This is a genomic window from Faecalibacterium prausnitzii, from assembly GCF_049532945.1.
Lineage (GTDB): Bacteria > Bacillota > Clostridia > Oscillospirales > Ruminococcaceae > Faecalibacterium > Faecalibacterium prausnitzii_N.
Window position 1 is genome coordinate 1,671,142 of the sequence record NZ_CP186691.1, and the last position, 16,868, is coordinate 1,688,009.

The 16,868-nt window shown below is 58.2% G+C and carries 19 protein-coding genes; 13 read left to right on the plus strand and 6 right to left on the minus strand.

The genetic code is table 11. From position 1 onward, the window contains the following. Positions 1–184: 184 nt before the first annotated feature. Complete coding sequence (locus tag ACNQFG_RS08370) at positions 185–991, plus strand: lysostaphin resistance A-like protein (RefSeq protein ID WP_423404548.1); 807 nt, start codon at positions 185–187, stop codon at positions 989–991. Between the two features lie 94 nt (positions 992–1,085). Here ACNQFG_RS08370 and argS read toward each other — a convergent pair whose 3' ends face one another. From argS to ACNQFG_RS08390, 4 genes are all read right to left on the minus strand, one after another. Continuing rightward, the gene (gene argS / locus ACNQFG_RS08375; protein ID WP_005944513.1) at positions 1,086–2,900 is read right to left on the minus strand and encodes an arginine--tRNA ligase; all 1,815 of its coding nucleotides are present in this window, start codon (positions 2,898–2,900) and stop codon (positions 1,086–1,088) included. Between the two features lie 126 nt (positions 2,901–3,026). Further along, entirely contained in the window at positions 3,027–3,485 is a 459-nt protein-coding gene (locus ACNQFG_RS08380) for a DUF1934 domain-containing protein (protein ID WP_423404549.1), read from the minus strand. 18 nt (positions 3,486–3,503) lie between these two features. Then, positions 3,504–4,328 carry a glutamate racemase gene (gene murI, locus ACNQFG_RS08385; RefSeq protein WP_423404550.1) on the minus strand — a complete coding sequence of 275 codons (825 nt, stop codon included), beginning with the start codon at positions 4,326–4,328 and terminating at the stop codon, positions 3,504–3,506. Then, entirely contained in the window at positions 4,321–5,415 is a 1,095-nt protein-coding gene (locus ACNQFG_RS08390; protein ID WP_423406570.1) for a D-alanine--D-alanine ligase family protein, read from the minus strand. The genes murI and ACNQFG_RS08390 overlap by 8 nt, the downstream gene beginning before the upstream one ends. 293 nt (positions 5,416–5,708) lie before the next feature. On the opposite strand from ACNQFG_RS08390, the gene rpmG reads away from it, so the two are divergent. From rpmG to gpmI, 12 genes are all read left to right on the plus strand, one after another. After that, positions 5,709–5,858, plus strand: a complete 150-nt coding sequence (rpmG, locus tag ACNQFG_RS08395) for a 50S ribosomal protein L33 (RefSeq protein ID WP_005920501.1) — start codon at positions 5,709–5,711, stop codon at positions 5,856–5,858. Between the two features lie 16 nt (positions 5,859–5,874). After that, positions 5,875–6,126 (plus strand): preprotein translocase subunit SecE, encoded by a 252-nt coding sequence (gene secE / locus ACNQFG_RS08400; RefSeq protein ID WP_005944520.1) that lies wholly within the window; start codon positions 5,875–5,877, stop codon positions 6,124–6,126. A 30-nt stretch (positions 6,127–6,156) separates the two neighbouring features. Then, complete coding sequence (gene nusG, locus ACNQFG_RS08405) at positions 6,157–6,690, plus strand: transcription termination/antitermination protein NusG (RefSeq protein WP_005944521.1); 534 nt, start codon at positions 6,157–6,159, stop codon at positions 6,688–6,690. Between the two features lie 136 nt (positions 6,691–6,826). Continuing rightward, complete coding sequence (gene rplK, locus ACNQFG_RS08410) at positions 6,827–7,252, plus strand: 50S ribosomal protein L11 (protein WP_005920496.1); 426 nt, start codon at positions 6,827–6,829, stop codon at positions 7,250–7,252. 57 nt (positions 7,253–7,309) lie between these two features. Continuing rightward, positions 7,310–8,002 carry a 50S ribosomal protein L1 gene (rplA, locus tag ACNQFG_RS08415; RefSeq protein ID WP_005920494.1) on the plus strand — a complete coding sequence of 231 codons (693 nt, stop codon included), beginning with the start codon at positions 7,310–7,312 and terminating at the stop codon, positions 8,000–8,002. A 277-nt stretch (positions 8,003–8,279) separates the two neighbouring features. Then, positions 8,280–8,795, plus strand: coding sequence for a 50S ribosomal protein L10 (gene rplJ / locus ACNQFG_RS08420; RefSeq protein WP_005944524.1), 516 nt, complete (start codon positions 8,280–8,282; stop codon positions 8,793–8,795). 73 nt (positions 8,796–8,868) lie between these two features. Then, the gene (gene rplL / locus ACNQFG_RS08425; RefSeq protein WP_154255606.1) at positions 8,869–9,243 is read left to right on the plus strand and encodes a 50S ribosomal protein L7/L12; all 375 of its coding nucleotides are present in this window, start codon (positions 8,869–8,871) and stop codon (positions 9,241–9,243) included. 171 nt (positions 9,244–9,414) lie between these two features. Further along, positions 9,415–10,416, plus strand: a complete 1,002-nt coding sequence (locus ACNQFG_RS08430; protein ID WP_423404551.1) for an SPFH domain-containing protein — start codon at positions 9,415–9,417, stop codon at positions 10,414–10,416. Continuing rightward, complete coding sequence (locus ACNQFG_RS08435; protein WP_005940562.1) at positions 10,416–10,616, plus strand: PTS ascorbate transporter subunit IIC; 201 nt, start codon at positions 10,416–10,418, stop codon at positions 10,614–10,616. The genes ACNQFG_RS08430 and ACNQFG_RS08435 overlap by 1 nt, the downstream gene beginning before the upstream one ends. Positions 10,617–10,867: 251 nt before the next feature. Then, positions 10,868–12,076, plus strand: a complete 1,209-nt coding sequence (locus ACNQFG_RS08440) for a phosphoglycerate kinase (protein ID WP_005945608.1) — start codon at positions 10,868–10,870, stop codon at positions 12,074–12,076. A gap of 104 nt (positions 12,077–12,180) precedes the next feature. Then, a complete protein-coding gene (gene tpiA / locus ACNQFG_RS08445) occupies positions 12,181–12,951 on the plus strand; it encodes a triose-phosphate isomerase (protein WP_005945612.1) in 771 nt (256 codons plus the stop codon). A gap of 120 nt (positions 12,952–13,071) precedes the next feature. Beyond that, positions 13,072–14,598 (plus strand): 2,3-bisphosphoglycerate-independent phosphoglycerate mutase, encoded by a 1,527-nt coding sequence (gene gpmI, locus ACNQFG_RS08450; protein WP_423404552.1) that lies wholly within the window; start codon positions 13,072–13,074, stop codon positions 14,596–14,598. Positions 14,599–14,876: 278 nt separating this feature from the next. Here gpmI and ACNQFG_RS08455 read toward each other — a convergent pair whose 3' ends face one another. Beyond that, entirely contained in the window at positions 14,877–15,818 is a 942-nt protein-coding gene (locus ACNQFG_RS08455) for an ATP-binding cassette domain-containing protein (protein ID WP_423404553.1), read from the minus strand. Further along, positions 15,811–16,866: an ABC transporter ATP-binding protein gene (locus ACNQFG_RS08460; protein ID WP_097792636.1), complete on the minus strand. Its 1,056-nt coding sequence runs from the start codon at positions 16,864–16,866 to the stop codon at positions 15,811–15,813. Before ACNQFG_RS08460 ends, ACNQFG_RS08455 begins: the two co-directional genes overlap by 8 nt. Between the last annotated feature and the right edge of the window lie 2 nt (positions 16,867–16,868).

The following is a 16,868-nucleotide window of genomic DNA, read 5'->3' on the forward strand; positions in this document are numbered from 1 at the left end:
GGCGGCCTTGCAAAGCAAGGCAAGCAATCAGCCCTGAGGGCTGTTGCTTAGCCCGCGGGTCCTGGACCAGTAGGAATGTCGAACAAGGGGACTGCTGCTGTATTTCCGCCTCCGCAAGCGGGATTTGAACAATTTCCCCCAATATGTTACAATAGAGTCACTATCTGCAACGGAGGAAAATTCGATGCTCAAACGTCTGCGCAAAAACCATCCGCTCGGTTACTGTATCGGGGCGGAGGTGCTGTTTCTGGGAAGTCTGATCCTAACGTCGATCCTTGTGGTGTTTTTGCTGATGCTGTTCCGCTTTGATCTGGCCTATGCGGACGACTATCTGCTGGGCTGCATCCAGGAGCTGGTCGGCGTCGGCGTGGCCGTGCTGCTGCTGAAGCGCACCGGCAAGGCGCAGCTGCTGCGAAAGCGGGGCTGCGGCTTCTTCAACGGCCTGCTGGTGGGAATGTATCCGCTGGCCCTGCTGGCGTACACGCTCTACACAAAGATTCTGTTCGGCCTGCCGGAAGACGGCACGCTGCTGCCGCTCTGGCGCATCCTGAGCTTTCTGGCCAATATGATGCTGGTGGGCGTCGCGGAGGAGTTTTTGTTCCGTGGCGTCATCGCGGAGACGCTGCTGGAGCACTTCGGCACGAGCCGGGGCGGCATCTGGAAAGCCTGCCTGCTGTCGGGTCTGCTGTTCGGCTGCGCCCACCTGACGAATCTGCTGTCCAGTGCGCCGCTGGGGGTGCTGATGCAGTGTATCTTCGCAGCGTCGCTGGGGGTGCTGTATGCGGCGATCTACTTCCGCACCGGCAACCTCTGGGTCACGGTGTTCTTACATGGCGGCATGGACATCATCTCCATGCTCGTCGGCGGGCTCTACGGCACCGAGAGTGTGGCCGAGAGCGTGAGCGGCTACGATGCATCCATGCTGCTTTCGGTGCTGGTCTACCTCATCCCGGCGGCGATCCTGCTGCGGAAAAGAAGATCGGCGAAGTGAAGCTCTACTTCCAATATTAAGGGACAAACGAAGACCCGCCCACCCGATGAAGTGTCGGATGAGCGGGTCTTTTCGTATGCGGGAAAACTTCCGGTTACATCTTCTCCGGCACGTTGATCTTGAACATGGTCAGCACGTTGAAGATGGCATTCTTCACGCCGATGCACAGAGCCAGACGTGCCTGCTGCACAGCGGGGTCTGCACCCTGAATGCGGCAGCTGCCGTAGAAGCGGTGGAAGGCGCTGGCCAGATCAATGACAAAGCGGTTGATGCGGCTGGGGTCGTACTTCTCGGCCGCCATGACGATCTCCTGCGGGAAGGCTGCCAGCATCCGGATCAGATCCATCTCGGAAGGCTCGGTGAGCAGGGTGGCATCCACCTTCTCGGCACCGGCAAACTGCACGCCCTCGCTCTCCATCTTTTTCAGGATGGAGCAGATGCGGGCATGGGCATACTGCACATAGTACACCGGGTTATCGTTGTCGGTCTTGACAGCCTGATCGAGGTCAAAATCGATGCCGCTGCCTGCGTCGTGCATATTGAACAGGAAGCGTGCGCTGTCGATGGGCACCTCTTCCAGCAGGTCGGTCAGAGTGATGGCATTGCCGGTGCGCTTGGACATCCGCACAGGCTGGCCGTCGCGCATCAGGTTGACCATCTGCATCAGCACAACGTCCAGATCTTCGCCGTTCAGGCCGATGGCATCCATGGCACCCTTCATGCGGGCCACATGGCCGTGATGGTCTGCACCCCAGACATCGATGGCCTTGGCAAAGCCACGGGTGGCCAGCTTATTGTAGTGGTAGGCGATATCGGCGGCAAAGTAGGTGGGGATGCCGTTGGCACGGACGAGCACTTCGTCCTTGGCTTCCTCCTCGGTTCCGTCCTCGGTCTTTTTCTTGTTCACCGTGCCGTACTTGGCAGCGTACTGGGCGCTGCGGTACATGATGGCACCGTCCTCTGCCTTATAGCATGCGCCCAGCTCCAGCAGCTTATCCACCACGGCCTTCACCGCGCCGGACTCGTGCAGGGTGCTCTCATGGAACCACACATCGTAGTCGATGCGGTACTTGCCCAGATCGCGCTTGAGGGCAGCAATGTTCTTGGGCAGAGCGTAGGCCACCAGTGCGTCCTTCAGGGCGGCAAAGGCCTCGCTCTCGAACAGAGTCTCCTCGTCCATCCCCTTGCAAGCGGCAACGTACTTGTCGCCGTTCAGCTCGGCAAACTCACCGGCCAGCACCTTGATGTCGCCGCCCTGATAGCACTCGGCGGGCAGCGGATAGGCTTCCTCGCCGCAGTACTTCTGCAGGTAGCGCACGGCAAGGCTCTTGCCGAACTTCTGGATCTGGTTGCCGGCATCGTTGATATAGAACTCACGGGTCACATCATAGCCGGACCAGTCCAGCACAGCGGACAGACAGTCGCCCAGAGCACCGCCGCGGGCGTTGCCCATGTGCATGGGGCCGGTGGGGTTGGCGGAAACGAATTCCACATTGTACTTGGCGCCCTTGCCGTGATCGGTGCGGCCATACTCCTTGTTGGAGCAGGCACCCAGCACCACACTGGCCCAGAAGGACGGAGCCAAAAACAGGTTGATGAAGCCGGGGCCGGCCACTTCCACCTTGGCAAACACACTGTTCTCGATGGAGGGCAGATGTGCCAGCAGCGCATCCGCGATCATCTTGGGAGCCTTGCGCCAGCTGCGTGCACCGGCCATGGCGATGTTGGAGGCGATATCGCCGTTCTTGGTATCGGCGGGGATCTCCACGATGAAGGCGGGCAGCTCAGCTTCCGGCAGAGCACCATCGGCCATGGCGGCCTTGGCAGCAGCGGTCAGCAGAGCGCGTGCCTCGTCCAGCGCAGCCTGACGGGGGTTATAGTTCTGGTAGATCTTTTCAAATTCAGTCATTGTTTTATCCTTTCACGGGCTGACCCTCTCAGGCCGCTTCGCGTCCAGCTCTTCCAAAGGGGGAACGCTTTTAGCAAACGAGAGAAACTTTGCACTCGAAAGCACGGACGGAGAGGGTGAACCGCTTTAATTTGGCTTTTGCACGGAAATTTCCAGCGTGTTGCGGTTGATGATGGAGATAGGGTCGTCGGCGTCCAGCAGATAGCTGAATCGGGCCGTGCCGCCCTTCTCGGTCAGGCCGCACTCGATCTCGTCGGCGGTCACGCCCAGCGTCATGGAGCCGACCTCGGTCTCATAGTGGCAGATGCTCCGGCGGTCCCGCTCGATGATGAGCTGGGCGTTGGCCGGGCCGAACCGGAGCAGGCCCACCCGGCTGCCGTCGGCTGCGATCTTGATGGTGGTGGTACAGCCGGCAAAGCCGGTGGTCTCGGTCTCTTTATAAGTGATATAGTAGGTGTCGCCCTTTTTCACGAAGCTGCCGTAGGTCATCAGTTCGATGCGGTCATCCTCGTCCACCCGGACGGGCTGGGTGTGCTCGAACTGCTCCGAGCGGCTCTTGATGCGGATGATATAATCTTCCTTCACGTTCGTTTGTCCTTCGCTTTAGTATTTGTCGATGGCGATCTGATCCACCGGGCCGCCCTTGTACTCACCCAGGAACAGGTCTGCCGTCTGCACAAAGCTGTCCGGCACATCGCTCACGTAGAAATGCGCCTGCCCGGCGGGGTGGTTGGCCCGCAGGCCGTGCTCGCTGAGGGTGCGTTCCAGATGGTGGGCGGCGGTCTTGGCCGGATCCACCAGCGTCACGCTCTGGCCCATGAACTCGCCGATCATGGTCTTGAGCAGCGGGTAGTGGGTGCAGCCCAAAATCAGGGTGTCCACACCGGCCTCACGCACCTCGGTGAGATACTGGGCGATGACGAGCCGGGTCACTTCCTGCTTGTCTTCCGCGCTGTGGTCCACATAACCGGCCTCCACCAGCGGCACGAACAGCGGGCAGGCCTGCGCGGTGATCTCCACCCCCGGTACCAGCTGACGCAGCAACTTTTCGTAGCTGCGGGAGCGGATGGTGGCAGCGGTGCCGATCACGCCGATGCGGCGGTTGCGGGTAGCAAAGGCTGCTTCCCGGGCGGCAGCATCCACCACGCCCAGATAGGGCACCGGCAGCTTTGCCGCTTCTGCAGCCGGGTAGGTACTGGACACAGTGCCGCAGGCCGCCATGATGCACTTTACATTTTTAGAAAGCAGGAATGCCACGTCCTGACGGGCATACTGCAGGATGGTCTCCGGGCTGCGGCTGCCATAGGGCACGCGGCCGGTATCGCCAAAATAGATGATCTCCTCGTGGGGCAGGCGCTTGCGCAGCTCCCGCACACCGGTCAGGCCGCCAAGGCCGCTGTCGAATACGCCGATCGGGCGGTTATCCATGCTGCTTTTCCTTCCTTTCCAGCGCCAGCGCGATCAGCCGGTCGATGAGCTGCGGCACCGGCAGGCCCTCGTGCTCCATCAGCTTGGGGTACATGCTGATGGACGTGAAGCCCGGGAAGGTGTTGATCTCGTTGATCAGCACCCGGCCAGTACCCTTTTCCACAAAGAAATCGCAGCGGGCAAGGCCCTCGCAGTTCAGGGCAGTGTAGGCCATGGCGGCGTAGGTCTTCACCTCGTCCAGCTTTGCTTCCGGCAGGTGAGCCGGGATGACGGTCTGGCTCACGCCGTTCTTGTACTTGTCGTCGTAGGTATAGAACTCGGCACCGGCAAGGATCTCGCCCGGACGGGTAGCCACGGCGGGGTCGGAGCCGATCACGGCGCACTCCACTTCCTGACCGTCCACAAAGGCTTCAAACACCACCTTGCGGTCGTTTTCCAGAGCCAGCCGGATGGCGTCCTTCAGCTCGGCACGGTCGTGGGCCTTGGAGATGCCCACGCTGGAACCGGCGTTTGCGGGCTTGACGAACACGGGCCAGCCCAGCTTCCTTTCCACACCGTCGCACACGCCTTCCAGATCGGACTCGATTTCCCAGCGGTCGGCAGCCAGCCATCTGGTGTGGGGCACACCGTTGGCCTCGAACAGAGCATTGGCCACGGCTTTGTCCATGCACACCGCGCTTGCCAGCACGCCGCAGCCCACGTAGGGGATGCCGGCCAGCTCCAGCAGGCCCTGCACCGTGCCATCCTCGCCCCACAGGCCGTGCAGCACCGGGATGACCACATCCACATGCACTTTTTCCACATGGCCTTCCGGGGTGAACAGGATCATGCCGTGGTCGGCGCGGTCCGGACTGATGACGCAGGCCATGTTGCCTGCCAGATCTTCCCAGCTGCCATCGGCCATCTGGGCGGCCGTGGCCTCGGTGTACAGCCAACGGCCCTCCTTGGTGATGCCCACGGTCAGCACTTCGTAGCGGCTGGGGTCGAGGTTGTCAACGAAGGTCCCGGCGGACACGCAGCTGACCTCGTGCTCGCTGGACATACCGCCGAACAACACGACGACACAGAGTTTCTCTTCAGATTGCATCATGATCTCTCCTGATCGTACGGCCGGAAGGCCGGAATTTCTCTATATAGGTATAGACGCTGTTATTATACAATATCTATGCGCGCGATGCAAGCGGGCAGAACCAGAAAGAAGCAAAAGAAAAATTTTTCAAAAAAGTTGAAAAACCGCAGAAAATCCGCTTGACGGATGGAAAAGTGCGTGGTACAATGATATCACCTCTTTTGCGGGGTTATTAAGTGCGCCTGTTTTACAGGTACCACCCGCAACCCGAGGGAGGTTCAAAACAACCGTTATAATGGAGGTGTCAACAAATGACCGTTAAAATCACTCTGGCCTGCACCGAGTGCAAGCAGCGCAACTACAACACCACGAAGAACAAGAAGAACAACCCCGATCGTCTCGAGATGAAGAAGTATTGCCGTTTCTGCAAGAAGCACACCGTTCATCGCGAAACCAAGTAAGAAAGGCGGACGCATCATGGCAGACAAAACCGAGAACAAGCCGGGCTTTGTGGCCAGAGCAAAGGCCGCTGTGAAGAACTTCTTTGGCAAGTGTGCCAAGTTCTTCCGCGACACCAAGAGCGAGCTGAAGAAGGTGGTGTGGCCGTCCAAAGAGGACGTTAAGACCAACACCGTCGTCGTGCTCGTGACCGTCGCCATCGCAGCGGTCGTGATGATCCTGCTGGATGCCATCTTCGGCGGCATCCTGGGCCTGATCATCGGCGCCTGAGAATCATCTTGAAACGGAGGGCAGACCAAAATGGAAGAACAATCCAATGAGGCACTTTGGTATGTAGTGCATACCTATTCCGGCTATGAGAACAAGGTCGCGAACGACCTGCAGACCATGGTGGAGAACCGTCATCTGCAGGATCTGATCTGCGATATCAAGGTTCCCGTCGAGATGGTTCCCGAAATTGACAAGAACGGCAAGCAGAAGATGGTGGAGCACAAGCTCTTCCCCGGCTACGTTCTGGTCAAAATGGTGATGAACGACGATACCTGGTACGTGGTGCGCAATACGCGCGGCTGCACCGGCTTCGTCGGCCCCGCATCCAAGCCCGTTCCCCTCTCTGCTGAAGAAGTAGAGAAGATGGGCGTGGAAAAGGCTGCACCTCTGGCAGTCGACTTCAACGTCGGCGACACCGTGCAGATCACCGCCGGTCCTCTGGAAGGCTTTATGGGCCTTGTGGAGGAGATCGATACCGAGAACTTCAAAGTGAAGCTCAAGGTCAACATGTTCGGCCGCGAGACCCCCGCAGAGGTGGAGATCGGTCAGGTCGAGCTGCCGTAACCAACCGGCACAAATCGTTTACCAAGGTAAGACCGCAGTGCGGTTCTTATAGAGCGTGTGCACTGTGCACATGCTCGTGGGAGGCACGGAGACACCGTGCCGCAACTCACCACAGATTTTTGGAGGTGCATTTATTATGGCACAGAAAGTTACTGGCTACATTAAGCTGCAGATCGAGGCCGGCAAGGCAACTCCGGCTCCCCCTGTTGGCCCTGCTCTGGGTCAGAAGGGTGTCAACATCATGGCATTCACCAAGGAGTTCAACGAGCGTACCAAGAACCAGATGGGTTATGTGATCCCCGTCGTCATCACTGTGTATGCTGACCGCTCCTTCAGCTTCATCACCAAGACTCCTCCGGCAGCCGTTCTGATCAAGAAGGCAGCTGGCATCAACACCGCTTCCGGCAAGCCCAACAAGGAAAAGGTCGCTTCTCTGACCGCCGCTCAGGTGGAAGAGATTGCCAAGACCAAGATGCCCGACCTGAACGCTGCTTCTCTGGAAGCTGCATGCAGCATGGTTCGCGGCACCTGCCGTTCCATGGGTGTCACCGTCGAGGGCTGAGACATAAACAGTGGGAGGGCATAAAACTGCCCGCATGACCACACAGGAGGATATACAATGAAACATGGCAAGCACTATGTCGACGCTGCAAAGCTGGTCGATTCTACTAAGGCATATGATGTGAACGAGGCTCTGGAGCTGGCTTGCAAGACCGCTTCTGCCAAGTTCGACGAGACCGTTGAGCTGCACGTCCGTCTGGGCGTTGACGGCCGTCACGCTGACCAGCAGGTCCGCGGCGCTGTCGTTCTGCCCAACGGCACCGGCAAGACCGTCCGCGTCTGCGCAATCGCCAAGGGTCCCGCAGCTGCCGCTGCTGAGGCTGCTGGCGCTGATATCGTCGGTGATGACGAGCTGATCGCAAAGATCGCCGGCGGCTTCATGGATTTCGACGTTGTCGTGACCACTCCCGATATGATGGGCCGCGTTGGCCGTCTCGGTAAGGTCCTGGGCCCCCGCGGCCTGATGCCGAACCCCAAGGCCGGCACCGTTGCTCCCGACCTGGGCAAGGCTGTTTCCGAGGCCAAGGCTGGTAAGATCGAGTACCGTCTGGACAAGCAGAACATCATCCATGTGCCCGTGGGCAAGGCTTCTTTCGGTGCAGAGAAGCTGTACACCAACCTGGACACTGTGATGGAGGCTATTGCCAAGGCAAAGCCTGCTGCAGCAAAGGGTACCTACTTCAAGAGCGCTACCATCGCCACCACCATGGGCCCTGGCATCCGTCTGAACACCCTGAAGTACGGTGTCTGATTTGAAGTTCTGATCGTTTTTCTGCCGTTCGTATGAGCGGCAGAAAAATTTTGTCAGAAAATTTCAAAAAAGACTTGACAACTCCGCACGTTTGCGGTAAAATAATCATGCTGTTTTTGAGACAGCAGGTACTGGAGTCCAGTGTAAGGCTATGCCGCCTGCCGAGAAACGTGCGTAAAGTTGTTTTATGCTTCTTTCTCGGCCAAGTGCGGGAAAGAGGCTTTTTTCATACTTGCTCCGGTTTTCGATACAAGTTTTTGAAACGAGGTGAAACCGAATGCCCAGTGCAAAGATTCTTTCTGAAAAGCAGGCTTATGTCGCTGATCTGAAGGCAAAGTTTGAGAGTGCGGTTTCCGGCTGCGTCGTCGCTTACGGCGGCATTAACGTCGAGAACGACACCAAGCTCCGTAAGGAGCTGCGTGAGGCAGGCGTCGATTACATGGTCGTGAAGAACACCATGCTGCGTCTGGCTGTCAAGGGTACCTCTCTGGAGGGCCTGGCTGAGCAGTTCAAGGGCGATACCGCTATCGCTTTTGCTCACGAAGCGGATCCCATGTCCGCTGCCCGCATCCTGTGCAAGTATCAGGATGGCGATAAGTCCAAGAAGTTCGTCGTGAAGGCTGGCTTCATGGAAGGCAAGGTCATGGACGCTGCCGAGACCAACGCAATCGCAAAGCTGCCCAACCGCGAAGGCATGCTGTCCATGTTCGCAGGCGCCCTCACCAGCACTCTGTCTGGTCTGGCCGTTGCAATGCAGGCTTATGCCGACAAGCAGGAGGAGCCCGCTGCCTGATGGCCGCGTGACCGCTGCTTAAACAAAACAAGAAACTAACAAACAAAACCATTGATATTGGAGGGTTACTACTATGGCTTCTGAGAAGATTACTGCCATCATCGACTCCGTTAAGGAGCTGTCCGTTCTGGAGCTGAAGGAACTGATCGACGCTTACTGCGAAGAGTTCGGTGTTTCCGCTGTTGCTGCTGCTGCTCCCGCTGCTGCTGGCGCTGCTGCTGCCGCTGAGGAAGAGAAGACCGAGTTCGACGTCATCCTGGCTGAGGCTGGCGCTACCAAGATGCAGGTCATCAAGCTGGTGAAGGAGATCACCGGTCTGGGCCTGAAGGAAGCTAAGGCTATCGTCGATGGCGCTCCCAAGGCTGTCAAGGAGAAGGTCTCCAAGGCTGAGGCTGAGGACATCCAGAAGAAGCTGACCGAGGCTGGCGCTAAGGTCGAGATCAAGTAATTTGATCCCCTTGAACGTTCTTTCTTGAATTTCGATTCTTGAAATGAAGGCACTCTCGTCGAAAGGCGAGGGTGCCTTTTTTGTTGTTTCCTCTTGACAGATGAAACACAACATGATATGATTTTGATATCAGATAGAAACACTTCCAGACCCGATAAGGAGGGATCTCACATGGAAGAGAAGATCTTGCAAACGAAGAAGAACGGAATGACGATGCTGCTGCTGACCTTGCTCGGCTATGTTGCGGCCATCATCGTGTTCGTGCTGGGTGGGATACTGCTCACGGCAGAACATAACGTGCCGGGCGTGATTTTGCTGGTGCTGAGCATCGTCTATGGCATCGTCGGCATCTTCCTGCTCTGCGGCCTGAAGGTGTTAAAGCCCCAGGAAGCACTGGTGCTTACCCTGTTCGGCGATTACATCGGCACCCTGAAGGGACAGGGGTTTTACTGGGTGAACCCCTTCTGCACCTCCGTCAACCCCGCCGCGGGCACAGTGCTGAGCCAGAGCGGCGACGTCCAGAAGATGCCTGTCGTGCAGGCGAGCCGGGAGCAGGATGGCAAAAAAATCTCCCTCAAGATGATGACCCTCAACAACTCCCGCCAGAAGATCAACGATTGTCTGGGCAACCCGGTGGAGATCGGCATTGCGGTCATCTGGCGCGTGACCGATACCGCAAAGGCCGTATTCAATGTGGACAACTACAAGGAGTACCTCTCCCTGCAGTGCGACAGCGCTCTGCGCAATGTGGTGCGCGTTTACCCCTATGATGTGGCTCCCAATGTGGACACCACCGGCGACGGCGTAGCCGATGAGGGCAGTCTGCGCGGCTCCTCGGAGGTGGTAGCCGCCCGCATCCGGGACGAGATCCAGAAGAATGTAGCCGAGGCCGGCATCGAGGTAGTGGAAGCCCGCATCACCTATCTGGCCTATGCGCCGGAGATCGCAGCCGTGATGCTGCAGCGCCAGCAGGCAAGTGCCATCATCGATGCCCGCAAGATGATCGTGGACGGTGCTGTGGGCATGGTGGAAATGGCCCTTGAACGCCTGAATGAGAACAAGGTAGTGGAGCTGGACGACGAGCGCAAGGCGGCAATGGTCTCCAACCTGCTGGTGGTGCTGTGCGGCAACCGTGATGCCCAGCCCATCGTGAACAGCGGCAGCCTGTACTGATGGCAGAACCAAAAAAGCAGGTGCCCCTGCGCCTGAACGCGAAGCTCTACGATGCCCTTGCCGCCTGGGCCGAAGATGACTTCCGCTCGGTGAACGGGCAGATCGAATATCTGCTGACGGAGTGCGTGCGGCAGCGCAAAAAGAACGGCAAGTATGTCTCGGACCAGATCGATGTGCCGCCTGAACTGGATATCAAATAAGAGAAGGGAACCTTTGGAAAAAATGCTTTTCAGAGGTTCTTTTTTTCATGAAAAAGGGGAGTTGCTCCGCCTTTCAGTCAAAATAGACACATTTCCACCGGGATACGGGGAAAGTTTGTTAATAAATTATCTATTGACTGTCCTTGCAAACCACACAGTTTTTGTTTATAATAGGAGTGTACGGGGAGGCAAGCCCCGATAACGAGTGAAATTCGATTCCGATGAAAAGAATTTGAGAGGAGTTTATTACCATGGGTTTAGGTAAGAAGACGATCGACGATCAGAACTACTGCGGCAAGAAGGTGCTTGTCCGTTGCGATTTCAACGTCCCGATGAAGGACGGCGTGATCACCAACGAGAACCGCATCAACGCGGCTCTGCCCACCATCCAGAAGCTGGTCAACGATGGCGCAAAGGTCATCCTGTGCAGCCATCTGGGCAAGCCCAAGAACGGCCCCGAGGCAAAGTTCAGCCTGGCACCCGTTGCTGTGGCTCTGAGCGCAAAGCTGGGCAAGACCGTTGTGTTTGCTGACGACGACAACGTTGTGGGCGAGAACGCAAAGGCTGCTGTTGCTGCCATGAACAACGGCGATGTCGTTCTGCTGCAGAACACCCGTTTCCGCAAGGAAGAGACCAAGAACATGCCTGAGTTCAGCGAAGAGCTGGCTTCTCTGGCTGATGCATATGTTGACGATGCATTCGGCAGCTGCCACCGTGCACACTGCTCCACTGCAGGTGTCACCGACTTCATCAAGGATACCGCTGTCGGCTACCTGATGGAGAAGGAGATCAAGTATCTGGGCAACGCTGTGAACGATCCCGTTCGTCCCTTCACCGCTATTCTGGGCGGCGCAAAGGTCGCAGACAAGCTGAATGTTATCTCCAACCTGCTGGAGAAGGTCGATACCCTGATCATCGGCGGCGGCATGGCTTACACCTTCGTCAAGGCTCAGGGCTACGAGGTCGGCAAGAGCCTGTGCGACGATTCCAAGCTGGATTACTGCAAGGAGATGATGGCCAAGGCTCAGGAGAAGGGCGTGAAGCTGCTGCTGCCCGTTGATGCTGTCTGCATCAAGGACTTCCCCGATCCCATCGACGCTCCGGTTGAGACCACTGTTGTTCCCGTCACCGCGATCCCGGCTGACATGGAAGGCTGCGACATCGGCCCCGAGACCATGAAGCTGTTTGCCGATGCTGTCAAGGCATCCAAGACCGTTGTGTGGAACGGCCCCATGGGCGTGTTCGAGAACCCCACTCTGGCAGCTGGCACTCTGGCAGTTGCTAAGGCTATGGCTGAGAGCGACGCTACCACCGTGATCGGCGGCGGCGACAGCGCAGCAGCTGTGCAGCAGATGGGTCTGGGCGACAAGATGACCCACATTTCCACCGGCGGCGGCGCTTCTCTGGAGTATCTGGAGGGCAAGGAGCTGCCCGGCATCGCAGTTATTCAGAACGCATAATTTTTCCGGCATCGTAAATGGGTGCGGCGGCTTCAGCGCCGCCGCACCTTTTTGTTTGTGCACAGACTGCACATATAGAAGGTAAATAAAGGAGATAGAGTATCATGGATAAGGCAAAGCGTAAGGCTATCATTGCAGGCAACTGGAAGATGAACAAGACTGCCTCCGAGGCTGCTGTTCTGGTGGATGAGCTGGTCCCCGCCGTGCAGGACGCAGGCTGCGAGGTGGTTATCTGCACCCCGTATACCGATCTGGTCACCGCTGTGGAAAAGACCAAGGGCACCAACATCCATGTGGGTGCTGAGAATGTTCACTTTGAGAAGTCCGGCGCTTTCACCGGCGAGATCAGCGCTGACATGCTGGTAGATCTGGGAGTGGAGTACGTCATTGTGGGCCACTCTGAGCGCCGCCAGTACTTCGCCGAGACCGACCAGACCGTGAACAAGCGCGCTCTGGCTGCTCTGAACGCCGGCCTGAAGGTCATCATCTGCGTGGGCGAGAGCCTGCAGCAGCGCGAAGAGGGCGTGACCGAAGAGCTGGTGCGTATGCAGACCAAGATCGCTCTGCGTGATGTGACCGCTGAGCAGATGGCAAATGTCGTGATCGCTTACGAGCCCATCTGGGCCATCGGCACCGGCAAGACCGCTACCGCCGATCAGGCTGAGGAAGTCTGCGGCCAGATCCGCAAGGTGATCGGCGAGGTGTACGGCGAGGCAGTTGCCGAGGCTACCACTGTCCAGTACGGCGGCAGTATGAACGCCAAGAACTGCGAGGAGCTGCTGAGCAAAAAGGATGTGGACGGCGGCCTGATCGGCGGCGCATCCCTGAAGGCTCCCGACTTTGCAGTGATCGTCAACGCAGCCACCAAGGGCTGAGAAACAGAGCTTCCCCGCGTCGCACACTGCCTTTTGCAAATCACCCCAGCGCCCGGCCGCGCCGTTTGCAAGCGCTGAAGCCGGGCGCTTTTTAGTTCAAAATCAAAGGAGATACCATTTATGTCCAAGAAACCCGTAATGCTCTGCATCATGGACGGCTTTGGCTGGACCCCCAACGAGACCTATGGCAACGCTGTGGCCGCCGCAAACAAGCCGTTTATCGACTCTCTGATGGAAAAATATCCCATGACCACCATCAACGCTTCCGGCATGGCCGTCGGTCTGCCCGAGGGCCAGATGGGCAACTCTGAGGTTGGCCACACCAACATGGGCGCTGGCCGCATCGTGTACCAGCAGCTCACCCTCATTACCAAGTCCATCAAGGACGGCGAGATGCTCCAGAACCCGGTTCTGGTTAAGAACATGAAGGCTGCCATCGATGCCGGCAAGGCCATCCATCTGATGGGTCTGGTGGGCACCGGCGATGTGCACAGCCACGCAGACCACTGGTTCGGCGTGCTGGAAATGGCAAAACATCTGGGCGCAAAGAACGTTTACCTGCACTGCATCACCGATGGCCGCGATACCGACCCGCACTCCGGCAAGGGCTTCCTGGCCGACCTGCAGGCCAAGCTGGACGAGCTGGGCATCGGCAAGATCGCCAGCGTCTCCGGCCGTTACTACGCCATGGATCGCGATAACAACTGGGATCGTGAAGAGAAGGCATATGCTGCCTTTGTCTACGGCGAGGGCAATCATGCCGCCAACGCTGCCGAGGCCATCGAGGCATCCTATGCAGCAGACAAGACCGACGAGTTCGTTCTGCCCTGCGTCACCTGTGAGGGTGGCCGCGTGCAGGATGGCGACACTGTGATCTTCATGAACTTCCGTCCCGATCGTGCCCGCCAGATGACCCGCATCTTCTGCGACGATGCGTTCACCGGCTTTGAGCGCCGCGGCGGCCGCAAGCAGGTGAACTATGTCTGCATGGCTGAATACGATGCCACCATGCCCAACTGCGAGGTCGCCTATCCGCCTGTGGAGCTGAAGAACGTTCTGGGCCAGTACCTGTCCGAGAATGGCAAGACTCAGCTGCGCATTGCCGAGACCGAGAAGTACGCTCATGTCACCTTCTTCTTCAACGGCGGCGTGGAGGCTCCCTACGAGGGCGAGGACCGCTGCGTGATCCCCAGCCCGAAGGTCGCCACCTATGACCTGAAGCCCGAGATGAGCGCCCCCGAGGTTGCTGCCGAGTGCGTCAAGCGCATCGAGAGCGGCAAGTACGATGTGGTGATCCTGAACTTCGCAAACTGCGATATGGTGGGCCACACCGGCGTGTTCGATGCTGCGGTCAAGGCCGTTGAGGCTGTGGATACCGCTGTGGATCAGGTGGTGTCCGCTGTGCTGAAGGCAGGCGGCTGCGCCTTCATCACCGCCGACCACGGCAACGCCGAGAAGATGATGAACCCGGACGGCACCCCCTTCACCGCACACACCACCAATGTGGTGCCCTTTGTGGCTGTTGGCTGCGGCGATGTGAAGCTGCGTGAGGGCGGCTGCCTTGCCGATATCGCTCCCACCATGCTGCCGTATATCGGTCTGCCCGTGCCTGCTGAAATGACCGGCAAGAGCATCATTGTGGAGTAAGAACCTCTCCGTCTCGTTCATAAAATAGAGTGCTCCGCTGTTAAGATCCACAGCATCGTATAGATGCCGCTGGTCTCGACAGCGGAGCATTTCTGTTTTCGATAGAAAACGACTTTCATCGTCCAGCAGGGGTTACCCGGCCTGCCAAGGCCTCTCCTACCAGGAGAGGTGGCATCGTGCAGTGATGACGGAGAGGTGATAACAGCACAAAACCCCGCCGCTGAGGTCTCCCTCAAACGGCGGGGCATTTGTGTTAAAATACCGGAAAGCGGTTCAGCTTAAAGCTGGCTTTCGTACTCCTTGCGGTAGCCTTCCAGCTCGCGCTGGTTGCCATAGACGAAGTGACCGTTGGCGATCTCTTCCCAGACCGGCTTCTCCACGCTGTAATCGTGGATGGACGGATCATAAACAAGCAGCTTCTTGTTCTTCTCCAGAGCGGGGTCGGGGATGGGAACGGCACTCAGCAGGGCTTTGGTGTAGGGGTGCAGCGGATGGAGGAACAGCTCCTCCGCCTCGGCCAGCTCCACGATACGGCCCTTGCTGATGACGGCGATGCGGTCCGAGATGAACCGGACGACCGACAGGTCATGTGCGATGAACAGGTAGGTCAGGCCGCGGCTCTTCTTCATCTCGTTCAGCAGGTTCAGCACCTGTGCGCGGATGGAGACGTCCAGAGCCGAGATGGGCTCATCGGCCACGATGAACTCCGGCTGCATGACCAGAGCACGGGCGATGCCGATGCGCTGACGCTGGCCGCCGGAGAACTCGTGCGGGAAGCGGGAAGCGAACTCCGGCAGCAGGCCGACTTCGTGCAACGCGTCCATGACCTTGTTGTGCAGGTCGTCCTGGTCTTTGTACAGGTGGTGGTTCAGCAGACCTTCGGCCACGATGTACTCGACCTTGGCGCGCTCGTTCAGGGACGCCATGGGGTCCTGAAAGATCATCTGGATCTTGCGGATGACCTCCTGGTCCAGCTCTTTGGAGATCTTGCCGTTGATCTTCTGGCCTTTGAAGAAGATGTCGCCGCCGGAGGTCGGGTTGATGCGGCAGATGGCACGGCCAATGGTGGACTTGCCGGAGCCGGACTCGCCCACCAGCGAGAAGGTCTCGCCCTTGTAGATGTCAAAATTGACATGGTCCACAGCCACAAATTTCTTTTTGCCAGAGCCAAAGGTGATCTGAAGGTCTTTCAGCTCAATCAGCTTTTCACGCTCAGCCATTTAAGTTGGAACCTCCCATCTTTCCCATTTTCTCACGAAGGTTCTGGATGGAGTGCGGGCGCTCGATCTTGGGCGCGCGCGGGTCCAGATACCAGGTCTTTGCTGCATGGGTCTCGGACACCTGGAAGAACGGAGGTTCTGCCACGAAGTCGATAGCCAGCGCGTGTTTGTTGCGGGGGGCGAAAGCATCGCCATGAATCTCGTTGAACAGGTTCGGGGGAGTACCATCCACGGTGGGCAGGCTCTCACCCTTGGTGCCCAGCTGCGGCAGAGCCTGCAGCAGCGCCCAGGTGTAGGGATGCCATGCGTCGTAGAAGATCTCCTGAACGGTGCCGTATTCCACGATCTGGCCGGCATACATGACGGCCACGCGGTCTGCCACGTTGGCCACAACACCCAGGTCATGGGTGATGTAGATGACGGACATGCCCAGCTCTTTCTGCAGATCGCGGATGAGCTGCAGGATCTGCGCCTGAATGGTCACATCCAGTGCCGTGGTGGGCTCGTCGCAGATCAGGATCTGCGGGCGGCAGGCCGCTGCAATGGCGATGACGACACGCTGGCGCATACCGCCGGAAAACTCGTGCGGATACTGCTCGTAGCGGCGCTCCGGGTCGGGGATGCCGACCTTGCCCAGCATCTCGATGGCGGCCTTCTTGGCGGCTTCGCCTTTCAGGCCCTGGTGATGCTCGATGCTCTCCTGGATCTGCTTGCCGATCTTCTTCAGCGGGTTCAGGCTGGTCATCGGGTCCTGCATGACCATGGCGATCTTCTTACCGCGGACACCAAGCCAGTCCTTTTCGGTGAACTTGGTCATATCGCGGCCTTCGTACAGGATGGAGCCGCCGGTGATGGTACCGTTGGCATCCAGCATACCCACAAAGGTCTTGGTGAACACGGACTTGCCAGAGCCGGACTCGCCGACGATGGCGAGGGTCTCGCCTTCATACAGGTCCAGCGAGCACTTGCGGATGGCGTTCAGTTTGCGGCCGCGCAGGCTAAAAGTGATCTCCACGTCTTTGGCAGAGATAATCGGTTTTCTATCCATTT

Bases quoted from the DNA above. Each gene is read 5' to 3' on its own strand.
- ACNQFG_RS08370 (WP_423404548.1), top strand. From the start codon at position 185: ATGCTCAAACGTCTGCGCAAAAACCATCCGCTCGGTTACTGTATCGGG.
- argS (WP_005944513.1), bottom strand. From the start codon at position 2,900: ATGACTGAATTTGAAAAGATCTACCAGAACTATAACCCCCGTCAGGCT.
- murI (WP_423404550.1), bottom strand. From the start codon at position 4,328: ATGGATAACCGCCCGATCGGCGTATTCGACAGCGGCCTTGGCGGCCTG.
- ACNQFG_RS08390 (WP_423406570.1), bottom strand. From the start codon at position 5,415: ATGCAATCTGAAGAGAAACTCTGTGTCGTCGTGTTGTTCGGCGGTATG.
- rpmG (WP_005920501.1), top strand. From the start codon at position 5,709: ATGACCGTTAAAATCACTCTGGCCTGCACCGAGTGCAAGCAGCGCAAC.
- secE (WP_005944520.1), top strand. From the start codon at position 5,875: ATGGCAGACAAAACCGAGAACAAGCCGGGCTTTGTGGCCAGAGCAAAG.
- nusG (WP_005944521.1), top strand. From the start codon at position 6,157: ATGGAAGAACAATCCAATGAGGCACTTTGGTATGTAGTGCATACCTAT.
- rplK (WP_005920496.1), top strand. From the start codon at position 6,827: ATGGCACAGAAAGTTACTGGCTACATTAAGCTGCAGATCGAGGCCGGC.
- rplA (WP_005920494.1), top strand. From the start codon at position 7,310: ATGAAACATGGCAAGCACTATGTCGACGCTGCAAAGCTGGTCGATTCT.
- rplJ (WP_005944524.1), top strand. From the start codon at position 8,280: ATGCCCAGTGCAAAGATTCTTTCTGAAAAGCAGGCTTATGTCGCTGAT.
- rplL (WP_154255606.1), top strand. From the start codon at position 8,869: ATGGCTTCTGAGAAGATTACTGCCATCATCGACTCCGTTAAGGAGCTG.
- ACNQFG_RS08430 (WP_423404551.1), top strand. From the start codon at position 9,415: ATGGAAGAGAAGATCTTGCAAACGAAGAAGAACGGAATGACGATGCTG.
- ACNQFG_RS08435 (WP_005940562.1), top strand. From the start codon at position 10,416: ATGGCAGAACCAAAAAAGCAGGTGCCCCTGCGCCTGAACGCGAAGCTC.
- ACNQFG_RS08440 (WP_005945608.1), top strand. From the start codon at position 10,868: ATGGGTTTAGGTAAGAAGACGATCGACGATCAGAACTACTGCGGCAAG.
- tpiA (WP_005945612.1), top strand. From the start codon at position 12,181: ATGGATAAGGCAAAGCGTAAGGCTATCATTGCAGGCAACTGGAAGATG.
- gpmI (WP_423404552.1), top strand. From the start codon at position 13,072: ATGTCCAAGAAACCCGTAATGCTCTGCATCATGGACGGCTTTGGCTGG.
- ACNQFG_RS08455 (WP_423404553.1), bottom strand. From the start codon at position 15,818: ATGGCTGAGCGTGAAAAGCTGATTGAGCTGAAAGACCTTCAGATCACC.
- ACNQFG_RS08460 (WP_097792636.1), bottom strand. From the start codon at position 16,866: ATGGATAGAAAACCGATTATCTCTGCCAAAGACGTGGAGATCACTTTT.